Here is a 19,491-nt window from a genome sequence, read left to right on the forward strand (position 1 = left end):
GCCGCTGCGGGTCAGGTGGGCAGTCGGGCGATCACCTGCACGGCGTTGTCGGGCCCGGCGCGCAGCACGAAACCTTCCCCACTGCTGCCACCGCTGCCGGTGAAGTCCTGCAGCACGAAGTTGTGCGTCACCCAGGCCTGGAACTGTCCGGGCGGCACCGCGGCCAGCGCGGCCCGCAGGCCCGGGAGGCGGCGGGCATTGACGGCGTCGCTGCTGCCCCGTGGCGAGCCCAGCAGGTCCCAGCGCTCGGCCTGGCCGAAGGCGAGCTCCGCGGTGTCCACGCAGCGGCACCAGGGGCTGCTGCGCACGCGGGCCGGGGTCAGCCGGCACGCGCGGAACCACTCGCCGATCCGACGGGCCTGGGCTCGGCCTTCGTCGCTGAGGTTGCGTTGGGTGCGGCAGTCGTCGACACGGAAATCGGGCGGGTCGAAGGTACCCGGGGCCAGCGCGTGGCGGAAGGCGATGACGCAGCCGCCGGCGGCCAGCAGCGCGGCGACGTCGGGTTCCGACCGGGCCCGAACGAGGGGCGGGGCGGCCAGGGTGGCGGCGAGCAGGGTGCGGCGATGCATGAACGGTTCCGTGTGTCTCGAGGGGCGCGCCCACGGCCGGGCGCTTCATGCCCGGCCACGTCCCCGAGGCGCAGGCACGTCCGCAGGGACGCCCCAGCACCCAGGTTCAGCCCTTCAGCAGCTTGGCTTCGGCCAGCGCCAGCGGTTCTGGCAATCCGGACAGCACCAGCGTATCGCCGGCGGCCAGCACGTGGCCGTCCTCGGGCGGCAAGACCTCACCGCTGGCGCGGCGAAGCTTGGCCACGCTCACGCCCATCGGCGTGAGCAGCAGGTCGCCCAGCGGCTGGCCGACGCTCACCGCCGCCGGCGGCAGCGTCACGCTGGACAGGCGGACCTGCTGCAGCTCGTCCACCGTGTCGTCGTCGCGGCCATGGAACCAGCCGCGCAGCAGGGTGTAGCGGGCGTCGCGCGCCTCCTGCACCACGCGGATCACCTTGCGCATCGGCACGCCCACCAGGGCCAGCGCGTGGCTGGCCAGCATCAGGCTGCCTTCGATGGCCTCGGGCACCACGGCCATGGCGCCGGCGGCGCGCAGGCGTTCCATGTCGCTGTCGTCGATGGTGCGCACCAGCACCGGCACCGCCGGCGCGTGCTCGCGCACCAGGCGCAGGATCTTCAGCGCCGACGGCGTGTCGGGGTAGCTGACCACCACCGCGTTGGCGCGCGCGAGGCCGGCGGCCATCAGGCTCTGCAGCCGGGCCGCGTCGCCGTAGACAACGCTCTGGCCGGCGGCGGCGGCCTGGCGCACCCGGTCCGGGTCCAGGTCCAGCGCCATGTAGGGGATCTGCTGCGTCTCCAGCAGGCGCGCCAGGTTCTGGCCGCTGCGGCCGTAGCCGCAGATGATCACGTGCTTCTCGGTGCGGATGGCCTTCTTGGCGATGGTGGTCAGCGCCACCGACTGCATCAGCCAGTCGCTGGCCACCAGGCGCGAGACCACGCGGTTGGCGTTCATGATCAGGAACGGCGTGGCGAGCATCGACAGCACCATGCTGGCCAGCACCGGGCTCATCCACTCCGGCGCCACCAGGCCGCCATCGGCGCCCAGCGTCAGCAGCACGAAGCCGAACTCGCCGGCCTGCGCCAGGTACAGCCCGGTGCGCACCGCCACCCCCGGCGCGGCGCGGAAGGCGTAGGCCAGCGCCGCGATCAGCGCGCCCTTGGCCACCACCGGGATGGTGGTCAGCAGCAGCACCAGCACCCACTGGTCGAGCACCGGCCGCCAGTCCAGCTTCATGCCGATGGTGATGAAGAACAGGCCGAGCAGCACGTCGTGGAAGGGCCGGATGTCGGTCTCCACCTGGTGCTTGTATTCCGTCTCGGCGATCAGCATGCCGGCGATGAAGGCGCCCAGGGCCAGCGACAACCCGGCATGCTCGGTCAGGTAGGCCAGGCCCAGCGTGATCAGCAGCAGGTTGAGCACGAAGAGCTCGTCGCTCTTGCGCCGGGCCACCAGGGTGAGCCACCAGCGCATCACGCGCTGGCCGCCGGTGAGCAGGATGCCCAGCAGCACCACGGCCTTGACCATGGCCAGGCCGATGGCCATGGCCAGGTCGGTGCCGCTGGCGTGCAGCGCCGGCACCAGCACCAGCAGCGGCACCACCGCCAGGTCCTGGAACAGCAGGATGCCCATCACGCGGCGGCCGTGCTCGCTCTCCAGTTCCAGCCGCTCGGCCATCAGCTTGCCCACGATGGCGGTGGAGGACATCGCGATCGCCGCGCCCAGCACCACCGCACCGCGCCAGGACATCTCCCAGCTCTGCCCGGTGATGGCCTGCCAGGCGAACACCAGCATCACGTGACCGGCCAGCGTGCCCAGCATGGTCAGCACCACCTGCGACATCCCGAGGCCAAACACCAGGGTGCGCATGCTCTTGAGCTTGGGCAGGTTGAATTCCAGCCCGATGACGAACATCAGGAACACGACGCCGAACTCCGCCAGGTAGCGCACGCTGGCGCTGTCCTGCGCCAGGGCCAGTGCGTTGGGGCCGATCAGCACGCCCACCACCAGGTAGCCCAGCACCGGCGGCAGCTTGAGCGTGCGGAAGTACACCACCGCGAGCACCGCGGCGACGAGGTACAGCAGGACGAGTTCGAGCGTGCTGGCCATGGTTTCCTAGAATGCGCCGATGCTAAGTCACGGCATCGACGCCGACCGCGTGCGCGCGCTCGCCGCCCAGACCTTCGAGATCGAGGCCAGGGCCCTGCAGGGCCTGGCCGCGCGCCAGGGCGACGGCTTCGTCGGCGCGGTGCAGGCCATGTTCGCCTGCCGCGGGCGGGTGATCGTGATGGGCATGGGCAAGAGCGGCCACGTGGGCCGCAAGATCGCGGCCACGCTGGCGTCCACCGGCACGCCGGCCTTCTTCGTGCACCCGGCCGAGGCCAGCCACGGCGACCTGGGCATGGTGCAGCCGGGCGACGTGGTGCTGGCCATCAGCCACAGCGGCGAGAGCGACGAACTCGGCGCCATCGTGCCCGCGATGCGGCGACTGGGCGTGGTGCTGGTGGCGATGACCGGCCGGGCCGAGTCCACGCTGGCCCGCCATGCCGACCACGTGGTGGTCAGCGCGGTCGACCAGGAGGCCTGCCCGCTGAACCTGGCCCCCACGGCCAGCACCGCCGCGCAGATGGCGCTGGGCGACGCACTGGCCGTGGCGCTGCTCGACGCCCGCGGCTTTCGCGAGGACGATTTCGCACGTTCCCACCCGGGCGGCGCGCTGGGCCGCAAGCTGCTGATGCATGTGCGCGACCTGATGCGGCAAGGCGACGCCGTGCCGCAGGTGGCGCCCGAGGCCAGCTTTCACGCACTGCTGCGCGAGATGACGGGCAAGGGGCTGGGCTTCGCGGCGGTGGTCGACGCCCAGCGCCGGCCGGCTGGCATCTTCACCGATGGCGACCTGCGCCGCCTGATCGAGCGCGGTGCCGACCTGCGGGCGCTGCTCGCCGCCGAGGTGATGCACACCGCGCCGAAGCTGGTGCGCGACGATGCGTTGGCGGTGGACGCCGCGGCCGTGATGGAACAGCACCGCATCACCAGCGTGCTGGTGGTGGACGCCGCCGGCCAGCTGGTGGGCGCGCTGAACTCCAACGACCTGATGCGGGCGAAGGTGATCTGATGGCTGCGCCCAGCTTTCCACCGGGGGTGCTGCTGGCGGCCCAGGGTGCGGGCGCGGGGCGCATCGGCCTGCGGGCCGCGATCTTCGACGTCGACGGTGTGCTCACCGACGGCCGGCTCTACATCGGCGAGGGCGGCGAGACGGTCAAGGCCTTCTCCACGTTGGACGGTCACGGCATGAAGCTGCTGGCGATGGCCGGCATCGTGCCGATGGTGGTGACCGGGCGCGATTCACCCGCCGTGCGCCGGCGCCTGGCGGACCTGGGCCTGCAGCATGCTGCCTTCGGTGCCCACGACAAGGTGGCCGCGGCCGAGGCGCTGCTGGCGCCGCTGGGCATCGCGTGGGGCGAGGTGGGCGTGATCGGCGACGACTGGCCCGACCTGCCGTTGTTCGCCCGCGCCGCGTTTGCCTGCGCACCGGCCAACGCCCATGGCGAGGTGCAGGCGCGCGCCGCCTACGTCACCCGGGCGTCCGGCGGCCATGGCGCGGCGCGCGAGTTCTGCGACCTGCTGCTGATGGCCGCCGGCCGCTACGCCGCGCTGCTGGCCGACGTGACCGGCACGCTGGACGCACGCTGACGGCGGCACCCGCATGGCCGTCGAGATCCAGCTGCCGGACCTGCCGGAGATCGCCATCGGCGGCGATCACCGCGGGCCAGCCCACCACCGCCAGCCGTGGCACCTGCGCTGGCGCGATGCGCTCGTCAGCTACCTGCCGCTGCTGCTGATGGGCGCGCTGGCGCTGGCCACCTGGTGGCTGGTCAAGAACACGCCCGTGCCGCCGGCACCGCGCGAGGCGGTGGCCGAGACCGGCGAGCCCGATTACACGATGCGCAGTTTCGTGCTGCAACGCTACGCGCCGGATGGTCGCGAGACCGCGCGGCTGGAGGGCCGCGAGTTGCGCCACTACCCGGGTGACGGCCGCATCGAGATCGATGCGCTGCTGCTGCGCGCCTTCCTGCCCGACGGCCGGGTGATCACCGCCACCGCCCGCCGCGCCGTCAGCAACGACGGCGCCACCGAGCTGCAGCTGCAGGGTGGCGCCGAGGTGCTAGGCACCGACAGCGGCGGCCAGCCGGTGGAGATTCGCAGCGAGTTCCTGCACGCCTTCATCCAGACCGAGGTGGTGCAGACCCACCTGCCGGTCACCGTGAAGCAGGGCGCGAACCAGCTGCGCGCCGGTGGCCTGCGCTACGACGGCCAGAAGCGCGTCCTGCAGTTCGACGGGCCGGTGCGGGCGTCGCTGTCTACGCCGAGGTGATCCCATGAACGACCGCGCCCCCCTCGTCTTCATCACCGGTGCCTCCAGCGGCATCGGCCAGGCGCTCGCGCAGCGCTACGCCCAGGCCGGCTGGCGGCTGGCCCTGGTGGCCCGCCGCGAAGCGGCGCTGCGGGACTGGGCGCAGGCCCAGGGCCTGGGACCCGAGCGCTGCGGCGTCTACGCCGCCGACGTGGCCGACGTCGGCCGCATCGTGGCCGCCGGCCAGGCCTGCCTTTCGACTCAGGGCCTGCCCGACGTCGTGATCGCCAACGCTGGCATCAGCGTCGGCATGGACACCGCCGAGCGTGACGACCTGGACGTGATGCGGGAGACCTTCGCCACCAACAACACCGGCATGGCGGCCACCTTCCACCCGTTCATGGCGCCGATGCGCGCGCAGCGCCGGGGCACGCTGGTGGGCATCGCCAGTGTGGCGGCCATCCGGGGCCTTCCCGGCCACGCCGCGTACTGCGCCAGCAAAGCCGCGGTGGTGGCCTACTGCGAGAGCCTGCGCGGCGAGTGCCGGCCGTTCGGCATGAAGGTGGTGACGCTGCTGCCGGGCTACATCGCCACGCCGCTGACGGCCAAGAACCCTTACCCGATGCCGTTCCTGATGGCGCCGGAGGACTTTGCAGACCAGGCCTTTCGTGCCATCGGTGCTGGCGCCAGCTACCGTGTGATCCCGTGGCCGATGGCGGTGGTGGCCAAGTTGCTTCGGCTGCTGCCGAATCCGTTGTTCGATCGGGCCTTTGCCGGCCGTGGCCGCAAGCCGCGCCGGTCGTCGACGGCGACTTAGCGCCAAGAAAAAAGGCCCTGCACAGCAGGGCCTCTTCCTCTTCTCATCGCTGGCGCGCGTGGCGCCAGTGCGGCATCAGTAGCCGTTGTCGCCGCCGTAGCCGCCACGGCCACCGCGGTCGCCACCGCCGTAACCGCCACGGCCACCGCCGCCACCACCACCGCCGTAGCCGCCACGACCACCGCCGCCGCCGCCGTAGGGGCTGCGGCCGCCACCACCACCGCCGTAGCCGCCGCGGTCACCGCCGCCACCGCCACCGCCGTAGCCACCGCCACCACCGTAGCCGCCACGGCCACCGCCGCCGCCGCCGTAGCCACCACCACCGCCGCCGCCGCCGCCGAAGCCGCCGGCCCGCGGCTCACGCGGGCGCGCTTCGTTGACGACGATGGCGCGGCCCTCGAGGGCCTGGCCGTTCATGCCGTTGATGGCGGCCTGCGCCTCGGCATCGGAACCCATCTCGACGAAGCCGAAGCCCTTCGAGCGGCCGGTGTCGCGGTCCATCATGACCTTGGCCGACGTCACGGTACCGAATTGCGCGAACGCCTGCTGGAGGGAATCGTCGCGCACCGAATATGCGAGGTTGCCGACGTACAGTTTGTTGCCCACGGGGAAGCCCTTAACTCAAGAAACAAGAAAACCAATGTCGTGCTTCAACCCGGCGTGAACAGACTCGCGGTCGATTCGGGAGCGATCAGGTGCGGCATACGGACACAGGAAATTCCATTATGGGACCGCCTATGCGCATCTGGCAAAGGTGTCAAGCGGGAACTGTCGTTTTTGCGCCCGAGGAGTTTCCCGGGGCGCGTGGCCCGAAGGCGGGCCGGGCACCGATGCAGTGCGCACCGGGTCGCCGGTGCGCCCCGCAGGCGTGCGCTTAGCATCGCGCCATGGACCTGCTCAAGCCGCTGATCGCCTTGCTCGCGATTGTCAACCCGGTCGGCGTGCTCCCCTTTTTCATCCATTTCACGCAGGCCTTCTCGCCGGCGCAACGCCGCCAGACCATCCGGGTGAGTGCGCTGGCCGCGGGCTTGGTGGTGGCCGTCAGCGCGCTGGCCGGTACCAAGATCATCGCCTTCTTCGGCATCTCCATCGCGTCGTTCCAGGTCGGTGGCGGCACGCTGCTGCTGATCAGTGCGCTGCAGATGCTCAACGCCCAGCCGGCCGAATCCAAGCCCAGCGACGCCACCGAGGGCCGCGAGAAGGCCGAGGCCGGCGCCAGCATCGCCGTGGTGCCGCTGACCATTCCGCTGCTCACCGGGCCGGCGACGATCTCGACGATGGTGATCTACGCCGAGCGCACCCGCCACTGGTGGGAACAGGCGGTGCTGGTGGGCTACGGGCTGGTGGTGGCGCTGGTGACCTTTGCGGTGTTCACGCTGTCAGGCCGCATCGCGCGCTTCATCGGCCGTACCGGCATCAACGTGATGACGCGGCTGATGGGCCTGATCCTGGCGGCGCTGGCGGTGGAGATCATGGCCGACGGCCTGAGCCAGCTGTTCCCGGTGCTGCAGACGAGGCTGGTGCGATGACCGCGCCGTGGCCGCGGATCTGGCTCGCGCCCATGGGCGGCGAGGCGGCCTGCGCGCCGCTGGTGGCCGCGGTGTGCAACGCGGGCGGCCTGGGCTGGTTGGGCGGGGCCTACATGGCGCCGGCGAAGCTGGCGCAGACGGTCGATGCCATCCGGACGCTGACGCCGCTGCCCTTCGGCGTCAACCTGTTCTGCCCGCAGCCCTGGGCGCGTGACGCCGTGCGCGAGGCTGCGTTTGCCGCCGCATTGGCACCCTTCCATGCGGTGCTGGGCCTGGCGCCGCCAGCGGTGCCGGCGCAGTGCGAGGAGGACTTCGAGGCCCAGCTGGCCGTGCTGCTGGAGCGCCGGGTGCCCTGGGTCGGCTTCACCTTCGGCGACCCCGGCGCTGCGCACGTGGCGGCCCTCCACGCAGTGGGCGCGAGCGTTGTGGGCACGGCCACGAACGTGCCCGAGGCGGTGCGGCTCACCGCCAGCGGCTGCGACGCGATCGTGGCCCAAGGGGCCGAGGCCGGTGCGCACCGCGGCAGCTTTCTCGGCCCGCGCGACGCCGGGCTGCTCGGCACGCTGGCCCTGGTGCCGCAGGTGGTGGACGCCGTGACGGTGCCGGTGGTGGCGGCCGGCGGCATCGCCGACGCGCGCGGCGTGGCCGCGGCGCAGGCACTGGGCGCCAGCGCTGCGGCCGCCGGCACGGCCTTCCTGCTGGCCGACGAGTGCCCGATCTCGCCGGCCTATCGGGCGGCGCTGGAAGCCGGCCAAGGCCACGAGACGGTGCTGACCGCCGCCTTCTCCGGCCGCTGGGCTCGCGGTCTGGCCAACCGGTTCACCCAGGCCACCGATGCGATGGTCGCGCGCGGCGAGCTGCCCGACTTTCCGATTCCCAATGCCATGACACGGCCATTGCGCCAGGCCGCCGGCCAGGCCGGCGACGCCGGAGCGCTGTCGCTGTGGGCCGGTCAGGCGCTGACACTGGCGCGCCGCGCGCCGGCCGCCGACATCGTGCGCCGGCTGGCCGCCGGCTGGAAGGAGAACGGCTGAGCGATGAGCGACGCGAGCGAGACCTTCGACTTCATCATCGTCGGCGCCGGCACCGCCGGCTGCCTGCTGGCCAACCGGCTGTCGGCTGACCCGGCCTGCCGCGTGCTGCTGCTGGAAGCCGGTGGGCGCGACGACTACCACTGGATCCACATCCCGGTGGGCTACCTCTATTGCATCGGCAACCCGCGCACCGACTGGCTCTACCAGACCGAGCCCGACCCCGGCCTCAACGGGCGCACGCTGCGCTACCCGCGTGGCAAGGTGCTGGGCGGCTGTTCCAGCATCAACGGCATGATCTACATGCGCGGTCAGGCGCGCGACTACGACCACTGGGCGGCCGTCACGGGCGATGCGGCCTGGGCCTGGGACGCGGTGCTGCCACTGTTCCGCCAGCACGAGGACCATTGGCGAGGCGCCGACGACCTGCACGGCGCCGGCGGCGAGTGGCGGGTCGAACGCCAGCGGCTGCGCTGGGACATCCTGGACGCCTTTGCCGCCGCGGCACGCGAATCGGGCATCCCGGCCAGCGATGACTTCAACCGCGGCGACAACGAGGGCGTGGGCTACTTCGAGGTCAACCAGCGGCGCGGCGTGCGCTGGAACGCGTCCAAGGGCTTCCTGCGCCCGGCGGCCGGGCGGGCGAACCTGGTCGTGCGCACCGGCGTGCTGGCCGACCGTGTGCTCGTCGAGCAGGGCCGCGCCACCGCCTTGAGCGTGATCGAGGGCGGGCAGCAGCGCACGCTGCGCGCCCGGCGCGAGCTGGTGCTGACGGCCGGCGCGGTCAACACGCCGGCCCTGCTGCAGCGCTCGGGCATCGGGGCCGGGGCCTGGCTGCAGGCCCAGGGCCTGCCGGTGGTGCACGACCTGCCCGGCGTGGGCGAGAACCTGCAGGACCACCTGCAGATCCGCGCCGTGTTCGCCGTCGAGGGCGTGCGCACGCTCAACACGCTGGCCAACTCCTGGCTCGGCAAGCTGCGGATCGCGACGGAGTATGCGCTCACACGCAGTGGTCCGATGAGCATGGCGCCGTCGCAGCTGGGCTGCTTCACGCGTTCGTCGCCCGACCAGCGCTGGCCGAACGTCGAGTACCACGTGCAGCCGCTGTCGCTGGACGCCTTCGGCGAGCCGCTGCATGGCTTCGACGCCTTCACCGCCAGCGTCTGCAACCTGAACCCGACGGCGCGCGGCCACGTGCGGATCCGCAGCCCGCGGCCGGACGAGGCGCCGGCCATCCAGGCCAACTACCTCTCCACGCCCGAGGACCGGCAGGTGGCGGCCGACAGCCTGCGCCTGACCCGGCGCATCGCCGACATGCCCGCGCTGGCGCCGTACCGGCCGCGCGAGGTCAAGCCCGGCGAGCAGTTCCAGAGCGACGAAGAACTCGCGCGCCTGGCCGGCGACATCGGCACCACCATCTTCCACCCCGTGGGCACCTGCCGCATGGGCCGGGCCGACGACCCACTGGCGGTGGTGGACCCGCAGCTGCGCGTGCGCGGCCTGGCCGGGCTGCGTGTGGCCGACGCCAGCGTGATGCCCACCATCACCAGCGGCAACACGAACGCGCCGACGCTGATGATCGCCGAGCGGGCGGCAGCGCTGATCCGGTCCGGGTCGGCCACTTGATGGACTGCCTCGGGTGCACCTGCCGGCGGGAAATCCCCGATGCGGTGCGCGCCGCGACGCGCCTACAGTCCGCCCACTCGCAACTGTGCGCCCCCCGGGGCCCGGTTGGACGGGGGCCTGAGGAGACACACCACACGCCCGGCCGAAGCCGGCATTCATCACCAGAAGATGCACGAGGGGCGCCTTGCGAGGCGCCCTTCGTCGTTGTGGGGTGGGGATCGTCGGGTCTGGCCGGCAAAGCGCGTGCTGATGGTGCGATCCGTCGGCGGCGGCCGGCCTAGGATCGCTGCATCATGTCCGTGAACCCCGAACTGCGCAGCCTCGACATCGACATCCCCGCCCAGCCCGAGGCGCTGGTGAAACTCTCGCTGCTGCTGGCGGAAGAGGACATCAACCTCACCGCCGCGGCCGAGCTGATCGAGGCCGACATGGCGCTGGCCGCCGCGGTGATGAAGGCGGTGAACTCGTCGCTCTACGGCCTCAAGGGCCGGGTGCAGAGCGTGATGCAGGCCATCACCTACCTGGGCATGCGCGAGGTGGCGGCCATCACCTTCGAGATGGGCCTGCGTGCGGCCTTTCCCCCTGCGCCCGAACTGGAGCCGCTGTGGCAGCGCGCCGGCCTGCGCGGCCTGCTGATGGGCCGGCTGGCACAGAAGATGTCACTCGACGCCTGGGCGGCGCACTCTGCCGGCCTGTTCGAGGAATGCGGCAAGGCCGTGCTGTTCCGCCACGCGCCCGACCACTACCGCGCCATGCTGCGGGCCGCCGGGGGCGACGTCGAGCTGGCGCAGCTGGAACACGCCGGGTTCGGCGTCAGCCACGACGCCCTGGGCGCGGCTCTGTGCGAAAGCTGGGGGCTGGCCGCCTCGGCCGTGGCCAGCGTGCGCCACCATGTGGCGGTGCAGGCCGACCACCATCTGCCGCCTGCCGTGGCCAACGGCCGGCGCACGCTGCTGGCCCTGTCGGCCGTGGTGCAGGCGATGTTGACGGCCCCGGAGACGCTGGACGACGCGGTGGCCACCCTGGCCCCACAGGCCGACCTGGACGCGACGCTGCTGCTGCGCGGCGTGCGCCAGATCAAGGAACAGCTGGACGAGGCGGCGGCGCACGGCCGCTGACCCGGGTTTCCCCCGAAAGGGGGGCGTGCGACCCCTCTGGCACTGGGGCAGGGCGCTCGGCTACGCTAGGTGGTTTGTTCCCACCTGACACCGCCACCATGTCCGCAACCGTTTCCCCCGACCAGCTGCCGCTGCAGCGCCTGTACCACTGGGAGCGCACCGCACCCAACCGCGTGGCCTTCACGCAGCCGGTGGGCGGCGGCCAGACCGTGGACTACACCTGGAAGCAGGTGGTCGACCAGGCCCGCCGCATGGCCGCCCACCTGCAGGCGCAGGGCATCGGCGCCGGCGACAAGGTGGCCATGCTGTCGAAGAACACGGCGCACTGGATGATGACCGACTACGCCATCTGGATGGCCGGCGCGATCTCGGTGCCGCTGTACCCGACGCTGGCTGCCGGCACGATCCGCCAGATCCTCGAGCACAGCGAGGCCAAGCTGCTGTTCGTCGGCAAGCTCGACGGCTGGCTGGGCATGAAGCCGGGCATCCCCGAGGGGCTGCCCTGCATCCACCACCCGCTGGCCGAGGCCGACGCGAAGAAGAGCTACCCGGGCTGGGACGACATCGTCGCCAAGACCGCGCCCCTGGCCGGCGAGCCGGTGCGCCCGGCCGACGACCTGTCGACCATCATGTACACCTCGGGCACCACCGGCGCGCCCAAGGGCGTGATGCACACCTTCGCCAACTTCATGGCCGCGGTGGCCGCCGGCCTGGAGCGCATCCCGCAGAACGAGGGATCGCGCATGCTGTCGTACCTGCCGCTGTCGCACGTGGTCGAGCGCGCGCTGGTGGAGCACGGCCAGCTTCAGACCGGCATGCACGTGTACTTCGCGGAAAGCCTGGACACCTTCACCACCGACATGCAGCGCGCGCGGCCGACGGTGTTCTTCTCGGTGCCGCGGCTGTGGGTGAAGTTCCAGCAGGCGGTCAACCACAAGATGCCGCAGAAGAAGCTGGACACCTTCCTCAAGATCCCCATCCTGTCGGGCATCGTGAAGAAGAAGATCCTCTCCACGCTGGGCCTGGACCAGTGCATCTTCGCCGCCGGCGGCGCGGCGCCGATGCCGGCCGAACTGCTGGCCTGGTACAGCAAGCTGGGCCTGAACATCGCCGAGGGCTACGGCATGACCGAGAACATCGGCGCCAGCCACATCACCACCGGCGACCCCGACAGCTTCGGCACCGTGGGCCGGCCCTACGCGCCGGTGCAGTGCCGCATCGCGCCAGACAACGGCGAGATCCAGGTCAAGGCGCCGTGGAACATGCTGGGCTACTACAAGCAGCCGGAGCTGAGCGCGGAGATGTTCACCGACGACGGCTGGCTCAAGACCGGCGACAAGGGCAGCACCGATGCCCAGGGCCGGCTGAAGATCACCGGCCGCGTGAAGGACCTGTTCAAGACCAGCAAGGGCAAGTACGTGGCCCCGGCGCCCATCGAGGACAAGCTGGTCATGCACAACGCGGTGGAGGCCTGCTGCGTGACGGGTGCCAACCTGGGCCAGCCGCTGGCACTGCTGATGATCAACGCCGAGGCCACGGCGGTGGTGAAGAACGGCGGCAAGGCCGAACTGGAAGCGTCGCTGGCCGAACACCTCAAGCACATCAACGAGACGCTCGACCCGCACGAGCAGCTCGACTGCCTGGTCATCACCTCCGAGGCCTGGACGGTGGACAACGACCTCATCACGCCAACGTTCAAGGTCAAGCGCAACCGCATCGAGGACATGTTCGCGAAGAACTACGACCGCTGGGTGGGCATGCGCAAGCCCGTGGTCTGGCATGGCTGAGCCTGGCGGCCTCGTCCTGCACGGGCAGGCCGGCTGGGGTTCGGCCATCGTCGAGGCTCAGCTGGCGTTCTACGGCCTGCCCTTCCGCTTCGAGGCCACCGGCGACCTGTTCGATGCTGCCGAGGCGCGCGAGCGCCTGCGCCCTTTGAACCCCCTGGCCCAGGTGCCGGTCCTGGTGCTGCCCGACGGCACGGTGATGACGGAGAGCGCGGCCATCACGCTGCACCTGGCCGACCTGACGGGCCGCGACGACCTGGTGCCGGGCCCGCCGGCCGCCGAACGCGCGGCCTTCCTGCGCTGGCTGGTGTTCCTGGTGGCCAATGTCTACCCGACCTTCACCTACGCCGACGATCCGGCGCGCTTCGTCAAGGCCGACGTGGCCGTGCAGAAGGCCTTCCGCGCCGAGGTGGACGCCTACGCGCAGCGCCTGTGGGGCCATGTGGAGGCGGCGGCCGTCGGGCCCTGGTTCCTGGGTCAGCGCTTCTCGGCGCTGGATGTCTACCTGGCGGTGATGACGAAGTGGCGGCCGCGGCGCGACTGGTTTGCCGCCCATGCGCCGAAGTTGCTGGCCGCGGCCGATGCGGCGGCCGCGCTGCCGGCCGTGGCCCCGGTGATGGCGCGCAACTTCGGCGGCTGATTCAGCCGTCGAATCAACCGGCCTCGCCGCGGCGCAGCTTCTCGCTGCGCCAGTAAACGTCGTCGCCGCCGTCCATGCGGTTGAGCACGCGGGCGAGCACGAACAGCAGGTCCGACAAGCGGTTCAGGTACTGGCGCGGCGCGGCGTTCACCGGCTCGGCGGCGGCCAGCGCCACCACGGCGCGTTCCGCGCGGCGGGCGATGGTGCGGCTCACGTGCGCCAGCGCGGCGGCACGGCTGCCGGCCGGCAGGATGAACTCCTGCAGCCGCGGCAGCGTGGCGTTATGGCGTTCCAGCGCCGCGTCGAGCGCGGCCACCGCGTCGTCCTTCAACAGCACGAAGCCGGGGATGGACAGTTCGCCACCCAGGTTGAACAGCTCGTGCTGCACCTCCACCAGGAGCTGGCGCACGTCGTCGGGCAGCGCTTCGCACAGCAGCACGCCGAGGCTGGAGTTGAGTTCGTCGACGTCGCCCATTGCGGCCACGCGCAGCGCGTCCTTGCGCGTGCGCGTGCCGTCGCCGAGCCCGGTGGTGCCGTCGTCGCCGGTGCGGGTGGCGATCTGCGTGAGTCGGTTGGCCATGGGGGTGATCATGCCAGCGGCGGGGGGTGTCCCTAGAATGCACGTGCCCTTCTGGAGACGCCGATGAATGCCCCGCTGCCCAACGAGGTCCTGCCCGCCTACGACCGCCGGCCCGTGCCCGACGTGATGCTGGCGGCGCTGCGCGAGCGCTTCGGCGACCGCTGCTCCACGGTGGCCGCGGTGCGCGAGCAGCATGGCCGCGACGAGAGCCCGTTCCCGGTCACGCCGCCCGATGCGGTGGTGTTCTGCGAGAGCACCGACGAGGTGGCCTTCGTGGTGACGCAGGCGGCGGCGCACGGTGTGCCGGTGATCCCGTTCGGGGTCGGCTCCTCGCTGGAAGGTCACCTGCTGGCGGTGCAGGGCGGCGTCAGCGTGGACCTGTCGCGCATGACGCGCATCGTGCGCGTCAACCCGGAGGATCTGACGGTGACGGTGGAGGCCGGCGTCACGCGAGAGCAGCTCAACCGCGAGGTCCGGGACCAGGGCCTGTTCTTCCCCATCGACCCCGGCGCCAACGCCAGCCTGGGCGGCATGGCCGCCACCCGCGCCAGCGGCACGAACGCCGTGCGCTACGGCACCATGCGCGAGAACGTGCTGGGGCTGACGGTGGTCACCGCCAGTGGCGAGATCATCCACACGGGCACGCGCGCCAGGAAGAGCAGCGCCGGCTACGACCTGACGCGGCTGTTCGTCGGCAGCGAGGGCACGCTGGGCGTGATGACCGAGGTCACGCTCAAGCTCTACCCGCTGCCCGAGGCGGTGAGTGCGGCGATCTGCCAGTTCACGGACATCGCCGCGGCGGTCAACGCCACCATCCAGATCATCCAGATGGGCGTGCCGATCGCGCGCTGCGAACTGCTGGACGCCAACGCCGTGCGTGCGGTCAACGCGCAGAGCAAGCTGGGCCTGAAGGAACGGCCGATGCTGCTGATGGAGTTCCACGGCAGCGACGCCGGCGTGAAGGAACAGGCCGAGACGGTGCAGGCTATCACCGCAGAGTTCGGCGGCGCCGACTTCGAGTGGGCCAGCACGCCGGAAGAACGCACCCGGCTGTGGACGGCGCGGCACAAGGCCTACTTCGCCGGCATGGCGATGAACCCCGGCTGCCGCACCGTGACCACCGACACCTGCGTGCCGATCTCCCGGCTGGCCGAGATCATCGAGGCCTCGGTGGCCGATGCGGATGCCAGCGGGCTGCCGTACTACATCGTCGGCCACGTGGGCGACGGCAACTTCCACCTGGCCTACCTCGTCAAGGACGGCGATGCCGACGAGCGTGCCACCGCCGAGCGGCTGTCGATGGAGATGGTGCAGCGCGCGATCGCGATGGAAGGCACCTGCACAGGCGAGCACGGCATCGGCCTGCACAAGATGGGCTTCCTGGTGGACGAGGCCGGCGCCGGCAGCATCGCGCTGATGCGCGAGATCAAGCGTGCGCTGGACCCGAAGAACATCATGAACCCGGGCAAGATCTTCGTGCTCTGACGGCACGGCCGGATGCAGCGCCGTTCCCTGTTGCTGGCGGCGGCCGCGCTGGGCATGGCGCGGCAGGCGCTGGCCGACGTGCCGGGCGTGATTGCCGCGACACGCGCATCGGTGCTGCCCATCGGCCGCTTCGACCCCCTGGCTAGCCCGCGTTTCGGCTTTCGCGGCACGGCCTTCGCCGTGGGCGACGGGCGTCACCTGGTGACCAACCAGCACGTGGTGGGTGACGCCGAAGACGCGCTGGCGCAGTGGGTGGTGCAGCAACCCCTGCCCGACGGCGCCAGCGCCTGGCGCCGGGTTGAGGTGGTCAGCCGCGACCGCGAGCACGACCTGGTGCTGCTGCGCCTGCAGGACGGCGACCCCCTGCCGCCGCTGGTGCTGGCCGACGACGCGGTGCTGCGCGAAGGCCTGGCGGTGCTGCTGATGGGCTTCCCCATCGGTGGCATCCTGGGCTTCCAGCCGGTGACGCACCGCGGCATGGTGTCGTCGATCGCGCCCATCGCGCTGCCGGCGGCCAACGCGCGCCAGCTGCGCGACCAGGCCCTGGCCACGCTGCGCCGGGGCAGCTTCGACATCGCGCAGCTGGACGCCACGGCCTACCCGGGCAACAGCGGCGGCCCGGTGCTCGACGCCGCCACCGGTCAGGTGGTGGCGGTGGTGAACATGGTGCTGGTGCGCGGCAGCCGCGAGGCGGCGCTGTCGTCGCCCAGCGGGATCAGCTATGCGATCCCGGGGCGCTGGGTGCGGGCGCTGGTGGCACAACGCTGACGCGATCGGTGGCGCTGTCGGCTGGCTTTACATCTTGTTGCCCCATGCGGCACTCCGTTGGAGAGGGGCGCCGAGGGCCCTCTCCAAGGTGTTGAATCAGAAGACTTTTCTGGCGCTGCGGTCACGCTCCCTAGGCAGGCGCGCTTCTTGCTGACTTGCCCGCCGTTTCGCATTTGTCGGCAGGATTTGACACCATGAAGAGCCCCTCGTTTGCTGCGTCCGGCCTGCTTTGCCTCGCTGCCTTGGGCGTCAACGCCGCGCCGATCGTCATCACTCAGGACTTCGAAACCTGCGCCAATGTCGCGGCCTGTGGCGCGTCGGTCACCTTTGCAGGTGACGCGTCGGCCGCTTCGGTGAACCTGCGTCAGGCCAACAACACGATCAACACGTCCGTCAACGACGGCTTCGACGGCTTCTTTGGATCGCGCTTCTTGGTGATCGGAGACGATTCCGGCAACATGGCGGGAGAGCCGAACGGGCAGACGAACGGCGCGTTGTCCCGGGCTTCGTTTGGTCTGGGCAACCTCGATGCGGGTACCTACACGTTTGCGGTCAGTTTCGACTACGTCGCAGACTCGCGGAGTCCTGCGCCGAACCCGGATGACTTCAGCGTTCTCTTCGAGACCGCGCCGGGAGCTGCCAGCGCGTTGGCGACCGTGCTTCAGGCCAGCGACATCGCTCCCAATAGCGCTGCGTTTCGTGAGGTGGGCTTTAGCTGGCTCGGTAGCTTCACACTGGCGGCCGCCAGTGATGTCTACCTGAGCTTTGAGCTCGAGGAGTTCAACGGAGATGCCAGCGCCGCTGCCGGCATCGACAATCTGAGCATTCGCCAGATTCCCGAGCCCGGGACTCTCGCGCTGGTGGGGTTGGCGCTCGTGGGAGCCTCGCTGCGCCGTCGTCGTTGACCACGGCGCCCGGGCGTGCCTGCACCGTTTTCGGGCTCAGCAAGCATGCTGGGCGGCCGCCTCATGTGAGGGGGCGGCCGCAGGGGCGTTCTCAGTCTGAACTCAGACCTTGTAGTAGTCGCGATACCAGGCGATGAACCGGGCCACGCCTTCCTGGATCGTGGTCTTCGGCGCAAACCCGGTCCAGTCGGTCAGCGCCTCGACGTCGGCATAGGTCGCCGGCACGTCGCCCGGCTGCATCGGCAGCATGTTCTTCTGCGCCGTGGTGCCCAGGGCGGTCTCGATGGCGCCGATGTAGTCCATCAGCGGCACCGGGTTGTGGTTGCCGATGTTGAAGACGCGGTACGGGGCGTTGCTGGTGCCGGGGTCGGGCGTGTCCGCCGTGTAGTCGGGGTTCGGCGTGGCCGGGCGGTCGCTGACGCGGATCACGCCTTCGACGATGTCGTCGATGTAGGTGAAGTCGCGCTGCATGTTGCCGTGGTTGAACACGTCGATTGGCCGGCCTTCCAGGATGGCCTTGGTGAACAGGAACAGCGCCATGTCCGGCCGGCCCCAGGGGCCGTAGACGGTGAAGAAGCGCAGGCCGGTGGTGGGCAGGCCGAACAGGTGGCTGTAGGTGTGCGCCATCAACTCGTTGGCCTTCTTGGTGGCGGCGTACAGGCTCACCGGGTGGTCCACGCTGTCGTGCACCGAGAACGGCATGCGCGTGTTGCCACCGTAGACGCTGGAGCTCGACGCGTAGGTCAGGTGCTGCACCTGGGTGTGGCGGCAGCCTTCGAGGATGTTGGTGAAGCCCACGAGGTTGCTGTCCACGTAGGCGTGCGGGTTCTGCAGCGAATAGCGCACGCCGGCCTGCGCGGCCAGGTGGATCACGCGGTCGAACTTCTCGGCGGCGAACAGCGCGGCCATGCCCTCGCGGTCGGCCACGTCCAGCTTCACGAAGCGAAAGTTGGCGTGCGCCTGCAGCCGCGCCAGGCGGTCCAGCTTCAGCTGCACCTCGTAGTAGTCGTTCAGGTTGTCCAGGCCGACCACCTCGTCGCCACGCGCCAGCAGGCGCAGCGACGTGGTCATGCCGATGAAGCCGGCGGCGCCGGTGACGAGGATCTTCATGGATGGAGCGCCCGGGCCCGGGCTGCGCGGATGGGAACAGGGCATGATAGTCAGCGGGGCGCCGAGGGATGCGTCGCGGCCCGGTGGCCCCGTGATGAATTGGGCGCACCAAGCCGCCCGTGGGGAGTCGACGCATGAACCTGTCCCGATTTCCGACCCTGATCGTCGCGGCAGCGGCGCTGACCGCCTGCGGTGGTGGCGGCGGCACGGCACCCACCGTGGACATCCCGAACGGTGTGCGCAGCGGCGTGGCCACGGCCGGCGCCGACATCAACGCCGGCAACGCGGCCAGCTTTGCCGGCCCGCTGGCGCGGGCGGTGCTCACCGGTGCCAGCGGTGACCTGCTGGACCCGACCGGTGGCACCACCGCAAGCCCCAGCGCGGCTGCAGGCCGTCCGGCGATGGCGGCCGCAACGCCCACGCTGGTGGGCGCAACGCTGATGCATTGGCTGGGACATCTGCAGGCGGGCCAGACTGTCGCCGGCAGTCGCCGCCAGGCGCTGGCGGTGCAGACCGAGGTCCTGCCCTGCACGGTCTCGGGCACGCTGCAGGTCAGCTTCGACGATGCCGACGGCGATCAGGCCATCAGTGCCGGCGACGTCATCGCCTTCCTTGCCACGGCCTGCGTAGAGGACCCCGCACTGCCGGCGATCAACGGCGGGTTCACGATGACGGTCAACGCCGCGACGCTGGCCAGCGACGGCGAACCGACGGCGCTGGACGTGTCGGCCAGCTTCCAGGACTTCACGCTGGCAGGCTACGGCACGCTCAACGGCGCGTTCCGCCTGTGGGCGCGGCAGGAGACGGCGGCCAGCGCGCGTCTGCGCATCAGCTACCTCGGCACCCAGGTGAGCGAGCCCACGGGCGCGGCCGTGTACGACTTCGATGTCGACGGCCTGGCCAACGTGGCCACCGGCAGCTTCGAGCTCGGCGGCGGCTTCGGCCTGGGCGGCCAGACCTACGCCATCGCCACGGTCACGCGCCTGGGCTACGCGGTGGATGCCTCGCCGTCCAGTGGTGAACTGCGCCTGCGCGATGCCGGAGGTGACGAGGTGCGCCTGCTCCCGCGCAGCGCGCTGAGCTTCGACCTCGAGTACTGGCCTGCCGGCGCAGCACAGCCGGCGCTGGTGCTGGACGATCTCCTCTGGGACGACTACACGGACTGATGTCTTCGCGG

General features: G+C 70.9%; 19 protein-coding genes. 14 read left to right on the forward strand and 5 right to left on the reverse strand.

From position 1 onward, the window contains the following. Window positions 1-11: 11 nt before the first annotated feature. Together ENE75_RS10130 and ENE75_RS10135 are read right to left on the reverse strand one after the other, a co-directional pair. Window positions 12-569 (reverse strand): histidine phosphatase family protein, encoded by a 558-nt coding sequence (locus ENE75_RS10130; protein ID WP_128198131.1) that lies wholly within the window; start codon window positions 567-569, stop codon window positions 12-14. Window positions 570-675: 106 nt separating this feature from the next. Further along, window positions 676-2,676, reverse strand: a complete 2,001-nt coding sequence (locus ENE75_RS10135; protein WP_128198132.1) for a monovalent cation:proton antiporter family protein — start codon at window positions 2,674-2,676, stop codon at window positions 676-678. A 19-nt stretch (window positions 2,677-2,695) separates the two neighbouring features. Between ENE75_RS10135 and ENE75_RS10140 the strand changes: the two genes are divergently transcribed. Genes ENE75_RS10140 through ENE75_RS10155 form a run of 4 tightly spaced genes read left to right on the forward strand, consistent with a single transcriptional unit; the run spans window position 2,696 to window position 5,738 of the window. Beyond that, window positions 2,696-3,682, forward strand: coding sequence for a KpsF/GutQ family sugar-phosphate isomerase (locus ENE75_RS10140; protein WP_128198133.1), 987 nt, complete (start codon window positions 2,696-2,698; stop codon window positions 3,680-3,682). Further along, complete coding sequence (locus ENE75_RS10145; RefSeq protein WP_128198134.1) at window positions 3,682-4,260, forward strand: KdsC family phosphatase; 579 nt, start codon at window positions 3,682-3,684, stop codon at window positions 4,258-4,260. Before ENE75_RS10140 ends, ENE75_RS10145 begins: the two co-directional genes overlap by 1 nt. 13 nt (window positions 4,261-4,273) lie before the next feature. Continuing rightward, on the forward strand, window positions 4,274-4,942 hold the full coding sequence (gene lptC / locus ENE75_RS10150) for an LPS export ABC transporter periplasmic protein LptC (RefSeq protein ID WP_128198135.1): 669 nt from the start codon (window positions 4,274-4,276) through the stop codon (window positions 4,940-4,942). Between the two features lie 4 nt (window positions 4,943-4,946). Continuing rightward, window positions 4,947-5,738 carry an SDR family oxidoreductase gene (locus ENE75_RS10155; protein ID WP_128198136.1) on the forward strand — a complete coding sequence of 264 codons (792 nt, stop codon included), beginning with the start codon at window positions 4,947-4,949 and terminating at the stop codon, window positions 5,736-5,738. Between the two features lie 75 nt (window positions 5,739-5,813). Here ENE75_RS10155 and rbp read toward each other — a convergent pair whose 3' ends face one another. Beyond that, window positions 5,814-6,344: an RNA-binding regulator gene (gene rbp, locus ENE75_RS10160; RefSeq protein WP_128198137.1), complete on the reverse strand. Its 531-nt coding sequence runs from the start codon at window positions 6,342-6,344 to the stop codon at window positions 5,814-5,816. Between the two features lie 281 nt (window positions 6,345-6,625). Between rbp and ENE75_RS10165 the strand changes: the two genes are divergently transcribed. From ENE75_RS10165 to ENE75_RS10190, 6 genes are all read left to right on the forward strand, one after another. Beyond that, window positions 6,626-7,267 carry a MarC family protein gene (locus ENE75_RS10165; protein WP_128198138.1) on the forward strand — a complete coding sequence of 214 codons (642 nt, stop codon included), beginning with the start codon at window positions 6,626-6,628 and terminating at the stop codon, window positions 7,265-7,267. After that, a complete protein-coding gene (locus tag ENE75_RS10170; RefSeq protein WP_128198139.1) occupies window positions 7,264-8,301 on the forward strand; it encodes an NAD(P)H-dependent flavin oxidoreductase in 1,038 nt (345 codons plus the stop codon). The genes ENE75_RS10165 and ENE75_RS10170 overlap by 4 nt, the downstream gene beginning before the upstream one ends. 3 nt (window positions 8,302-8,304) lie before the next feature. After that, window positions 8,305-9,924 (forward strand): GMC family oxidoreductase, encoded by a 1,620-nt coding sequence (locus ENE75_RS10175; RefSeq protein ID WP_128198140.1) that lies wholly within the window; start codon window positions 8,305-8,307, stop codon window positions 9,922-9,924. 293 nt (window positions 9,925-10,217) lie between these two features. Next, the gene (locus ENE75_RS10180) at window positions 10,218-11,042 is read left to right on the forward strand and encodes an HDOD domain-containing protein (protein WP_128198141.1); all 825 of its coding nucleotides are present in this window, start codon (window positions 10,218-10,220) and stop codon (window positions 11,040-11,042) included. A 98-nt stretch (window positions 11,043-11,140) separates the two neighbouring features. Next, entirely contained in the window at window positions 11,141-12,829 is a 1,689-nt protein-coding gene (locus ENE75_RS10185) for an AMP-binding protein (protein WP_128198142.1), read from the forward strand. Next, the gene (locus tag ENE75_RS10190; protein WP_128198143.1) at window positions 12,822-13,466 is read left to right on the forward strand and encodes a glutathione S-transferase family protein; all 645 of its coding nucleotides are present in this window, start codon (window positions 12,822-12,824) and stop codon (window positions 13,464-13,466) included. The genes ENE75_RS10185 and ENE75_RS10190 overlap by 8 nt, the downstream gene beginning before the upstream one ends. 13 nt (window positions 13,467-13,479) lie before the next feature. Here ENE75_RS10190 and ENE75_RS10195 read toward each other — a convergent pair whose 3' ends face one another. Continuing rightward, the gene (locus tag ENE75_RS10195; RefSeq protein ID WP_128198144.1) at window positions 13,480-14,046 is read right to left on the reverse strand and encodes a cob(I)yrinic acid a,c-diamide adenosyltransferase; all 567 of its coding nucleotides are present in this window, start codon (window positions 14,044-14,046) and stop codon (window positions 13,480-13,482) included. A gap of 63 nt (window positions 14,047-14,109) precedes the next feature. Here ENE75_RS10195 and ENE75_RS10200 point away from each other — a divergent pair, with 63 nt between their 5' ends. From ENE75_RS10200 to ENE75_RS10210, 3 genes are all read left to right on the forward strand, one after another. Then, entirely contained in the window at window positions 14,110-15,531 is a 1,422-nt protein-coding gene (locus tag ENE75_RS10200; protein ID WP_128198145.1) for an FAD-binding oxidoreductase, read from the forward strand. A 12-nt stretch (window positions 15,532-15,543) separates the two neighbouring features. After that, window positions 15,544-16,299 carry a S1 family peptidase gene (locus ENE75_RS10205; RefSeq protein ID WP_128198146.1) on the forward strand — a complete coding sequence of 252 codons (756 nt, stop codon included), beginning with the start codon at window positions 15,544-15,546 and terminating at the stop codon, window positions 16,297-16,299. A 194-nt stretch (window positions 16,300-16,493) separates the two neighbouring features. Next, window positions 16,494-17,204: a PEP-CTERM sorting domain-containing protein gene (locus ENE75_RS10210; protein ID WP_128198147.1), complete on the forward strand. Its 711-nt coding sequence runs from the start codon at window positions 16,494-16,496 to the stop codon at window positions 17,202-17,204. A 102-nt stretch (window positions 17,205-17,306) separates the two neighbouring features. Here ENE75_RS10210 and ENE75_RS10215 read toward each other — a convergent pair whose 3' ends face one another. Continuing rightward, on the reverse strand, window positions 17,307-18,314 hold the full coding sequence (locus ENE75_RS10215) for an NAD-dependent epimerase (protein WP_128198148.1): 1,008 nt from the start codon (window positions 18,312-18,314) through the stop codon (window positions 17,307-17,309). Between the two features lie 134 nt (window positions 18,315-18,448). Here ENE75_RS10215 and ENE75_RS10220 point away from each other — a divergent pair, with 134 nt between their 5' ends. Beyond that, window positions 18,449-19,480 carry a hypothetical protein gene (locus ENE75_RS10220; protein WP_128198149.1) on the forward strand — a complete coding sequence of 344 codons (1,032 nt, stop codon included), beginning with the start codon at window positions 18,449-18,451 and terminating at the stop codon, window positions 19,478-19,480. Window positions 19,481-19,491: the final 11 nt, after the last annotated feature.

Source organism: Rubrivivax albus (genome assembly GCF_004016515.1).
GTDB lineage: Bacteria > Pseudomonadota > Gammaproteobacteria > Burkholderiales > Burkholderiaceae_C > Rubrivivax > Rubrivivax albus.